Origin of the sequence: Vibrio ouci, assembly GCF_004551525.1 — a bacterium.
Lineage (GTDB): Bacteria > Pseudomonadota > Gammaproteobacteria > Enterobacterales > Vibrionaceae > Vibrio > Vibrio ouci.
Map to the genome: position 1 here is coordinate 1 of NZ_SATR01000313.1, position 659 is coordinate 659.

A 659-nucleotide genomic window follows, 5' to 3' on the forward strand; every position below is an offset into this window, starting at 1 on the left:
CCGAGTACCCCACGTTTAGTAGACACTTTACTAAGTTAGATCTAGGGTCTAATTGAGAGGTGATTTATGGCTAAACATCGTAATCCAGCGTACACCGAAGAGTTCCGCAAAGAAGCAGTGCGTCTGGCCAGTCTTCCGGGCCGAACAGCAGTCTCCGTTGCCAAGGAGCTGGGCATCAGTGCCCAGCAAATCCGGAACTGGAAGCGCCAGTTCACACGCCTATCTGATAAACAGTTTAACACCTTAGACGGTGTCGACTACTCGAAGAAAGAGTCCGAAGAGCTTCGAGCGCTAAGGCGCGAGAACAAGCGACTCAAAGATGAAATGGAATTCCTAAAGAAGGTCTCGGCGTACTTCGCGAAGAACCAAGAGTGAAGTACGAGTATATTGAGAGCTATGTTGGGAAATACAAAATCACTCATATGTGCCACGCCTTGGACGTTTCGCCGAGTGGTTATTACAAATGGTTAAATCGAGAGCCGAGTGAGCGTTCAAAGCGGCGATACCGCTTTGAACAGTTAGTCATGTGTACCTTTGCGAAGCATCGTGCTCGCTATGGTTCAGATCACCGATGAGCTGAATCAAGCAGGCTATGCCTGCTGCGTCAACTATATTGCTGATATCATGAAAGAAAAGGGTATCAAAGCACGCAATGGTAT

1 protein-coding gene is annotated in these 659 nt (G+C 48.0%); it reads left to right on the plus strand.

What is annotated here, in order from left to right:
• Positions 1 to 66: 66 nt before the first annotated feature.
• Positions 67 to 375, plus strand: coding sequence for a transposase (locus tag ELS82_RS25830; RefSeq protein ID WP_244230898.1), 309 nt, complete (start codon positions 67 to 69; stop codon positions 373 to 375).
• The last annotated feature ends 284 nt before the right edge of the window (positions 376 to 659 follow it).

Coding starts and splice junctions, on each gene's coding strand:
- ELS82_RS25830 (WP_244230898.1), top strand. CDS start 67: ATGGCTAAACATCGTAATCCAGCGTACACCGAAGAGTTCCGCAAAGAA.